At 47.6% G+C, this 3,261-nt stretch carries 3 protein-coding genes; all 3 read right to left on the minus strand.

Translation table 11 applies throughout. The annotated features are described in order from the left end of the window. Positions 1–323: 323 nt before the first annotated feature. A complete protein-coding gene (locus B2633_RS06970; RefSeq protein ID WP_483169896.1) occupies positions 324–941 on the minus strand; it encodes a hypothetical protein in 618 nt (205 codons plus the stop codon). 52 nt (positions 942–993) lie between these two features. Then, positions 994–2,850: an RHS repeat-associated core domain-containing protein gene (locus B2633_RS06975; RefSeq protein WP_483169897.1), complete on the minus strand. Its 1,857-nt coding sequence runs from the start codon at positions 2,848–2,850 to the stop codon at positions 994–996. A 166-nt stretch (positions 2,851–3,016) separates the two neighbouring features. Beyond that, positions 3,017–3,261: hypothetical protein (locus tag B2633_RS06980; protein ID WP_483169898.1), on the minus strand; the 245-nt coding region annotated here is incomplete at its 5' end.

Consider the following 3,261-nt stretch of genomic DNA (forward strand, 5'->3'; position numbering starts at 1 on the left):
AGAGCCATAATCGGATCATGGACCTTAGCTGGAGCGATGATTTTGATAACCCCGTTTCCTTCGTTAACGTAGCTGATAGCCTGATCCTGCCCCCGTTCCTTAACCCAGGCGTACCATTCTGCAAGTTTTGGCAACACTAGGTCATCACAATCCGGTTTGAAGATAAACCAATAGTGCTCTATCGGGCCAGGCCGAAATAGGTATAACAATACTATCCGACGGGATCGGCGTACCAAGGTTATATTTCAAGGATTCTCAGATATGGTGCAAATAAACTCCTGCTAATAACAGTGTATGTAAACATGTCAAAATGCAATTTCTTTCTATAGTGACATTTTTGCTATGCTTTCCCACGATTTTGTCTCTTCATCGTCTAGTTGCATCACTTTAAGCGCCTCCACGAACTCTCTTACGGCGCTTTCCTTATTGTCTTCATCATGATGTTTAGTTGCTACATCCTGCAAATTACCTGCACACAATAAAAACTTCTCGAAACTATCACACATCCTATTGATTTCAATGTCTGGCCCGGAACTTCTATCTAGCCAATAAACATATCCGGGTTCGTCCGTGATTGTCGAAGCTATGCAGATAGAATCTCCTTCATACGACGCAACTTCATACAGTTTTTTTGATTGGTATAGCTTGAGTAAAGGATTTTTGTATGACGTATTTGCATATATGATTTCGTCTAGCATATCGCTCTTTTCGCCCAGCCACTCTGGCCACAGACTAAAACCATTTAGCATAACACTTTTGAGTTTTAATTTTGCCACGCAGTCAAGGTAGCTTTCGGATATTCCGGGCAAAGATTCTGTTAATTTTGCTAATTGTTCTTTGGAATAGCCTGGGGAAGCCAATAATATATATTTAGCTATTATCGGCGCTTCTACTGCCCATCTTTCCGTATGTAGCTGCAACTCCTCCAGAGTTGTTATCATTTTGATTCCCCTTTACTTTTTCTATGATTTCTCCCGTCCAAATTCATATCGTTTACGGGTGCAATATGCCACGTCCAGGTTGATATCTATGAAACGGTTCAGGTAACGGAATTGCCTTGGCGCCATAATTTATGTGGTGATGAATTAGTTTCTCACCCATGTATGGAGCCTGATCCGGAAAGTACTTACACCATGTGGCATCAATCCGGGGCGCGCGATCACCCTTAATAATTGCTTTATTTGCTTCACTTAAAGTTTCAGGATATCTGGTCTGCCATTCCTTCCAAAACTGAATGCGTTCACGTATCCCTCCATTTTTCGTTGGTGTACCTCCTTTGAAATTAGAGGTATCTATAGGCTGGTATCTCAGACTACGAAGGTCAGCCCTCAGATATCTGAGTGAAAACATGAAGATTAATAAATCAAGTGAGGCTCTGATAGTCAATCCGGCCTTGATTGAGCTGACAAAATCGACTAGACTTGCTCCAGACACGACAGTTCCAATTATTATTCTAGCCCATCGATACTGCGTAAAAAAGGTTGACAAAAATCCAAAACAGAAACCCGATATTGCCGCGTTGGCCACGCTTTTTGCTGTTATATCGCGATTTGCCTCGATATCAGTAATAATAGAATAAATCGTAGAAAATACCCCTGATACTACTCCGACCCCAAGCGCTTTTGCTGTCAATCCGGGAATGCTTCTAATAAACCCCTGTATTCCCAGAGAAGTGGTGATTTCTGGGATTGAAAATAAACCGCTGGGATCCGTATTATTAATGGGGTTAGCGTTTGTATAGATGTATTTATTAAAAGTCACTGGATTCGCTGGGTTTCCGGACCGTCTATCCTGTTGGCCAAACCGCCCCGTCCCCGGCTCATAATATCTCGCCCTCAGGTAATACATCTCCAGGGCTTCGTCGTACTGCTCGCCGGTAAACCGGAAGTCGTTCGCGGTAGTGCCAGTCCGGTGCGCCACCGAGCCGAACGCCTCGTAGATATATGTGTCTGTCAAGGTACCGCTCGCATCCGTGAGCGCCCGCACGGAACCGAGCCCGTCATAATCGAACCAGTGGGTACCATCCGGCCCCTGTATGTTGAGCATGTCGTTGCCGTACGCGTAAAGTTTCGCCCCTGCCGGTCCGTGTTCCTCCAGCACCTGGGCGTAAGGCATGTTGGGATCAACCACAAAGACGGTCGTGCCAGCCGCCGTCGTGCGGCTGATGCGATTGCCTTCCGCGTCATAAGCGTACTGCACCACGCCGCCCGGCCCGCTCGTCTCAACCAACCGATTCTCAGCATCATACCGGTAAGTGGTCTGCCCCTCCGGTCCCGACCTAGAGGTCAGATTGCCAGCCGCATCCCACCCATAGGTATACTTGCCGTCGCTCAATAGCCGATCATTGGCATCATAGATGTAGGACGCATTCCCACCCAGCGCGGCCTTGGTCCGCCGGTTCCCGACCGGATCGTAAGTGTAGCTGTCATCCAGCTCTACAACCCCATCACGCTTTTCCGAAGTCAGCCGGTTCAGGTTGTCATAGCCGTACTCGACCACACTGCCCTGTTCCTCGATCTTGATGCGCTGCCCGGCCGCGTTCAGGGTATACTTATGGCTCGAAATGATCGCTCCCGCGGCCGCGCTCTGGCGATTAACAACACTGGTCAACCGGCTCAATACGTCGTAGGTATACAGCGTCTCCGTTCCATTAGCATAAGCAACTTTCTTCTGACGGCCCAGCTCATCATACTGATAACGCGTCACTTGGCCCTGCTGGTCAGTGACGGTTTCAATGCGCCCCAAGATGTCGTAGGTATATCGCAGTTCACCGCCCGGCCCCGCCACCTTAGTACACATCCCAAAGCGGTCATAACTGTAGCTGATCACATTGTTATTGGGATCAACCACCCGCTCCAGCCGTCCCACCGCGCCATAGGTATAAGTGGTGGTCCCGGCCCCATTCGTGGCGGTCTTTAGGCTCCCATCCGGCCAGCTAATCCCAGTTAATAGTCGACATCACAAAAGCTCCCTCTTGTTTACTAAAAAGCCCTGCACAATAATGCAAGGCTTTTTTTCAGACCAAAAGAGCATTGAAAACTATTACCAAAGCGTCTTCAGGTGTTCCCTCAAAAAATAGATCGGTTTCGATGCCAAGCAAAGATAAAAACTCAAATAGGCCTTCTTCCGCAAAAACATAATCGTTCTGCATTATTTCTGCAAGTTCTTTGGCATGTTGAGGTATGTCCAGCAGTGTGCAAGTTTTTTCAGGATTACCATAGGCAGGGGGTTCATCGGTTACTTCCGGGTGCAGCAAATATG

The sequence above is a fragment of the Syntrophomonas sp. UBA1041 genome (genome assembly GCF_002316705.1).
GTDB lineage: Bacteria > Bacillota > Syntrophomonadia > Syntrophomonadales > Syntrophomonadaceae > DTU019.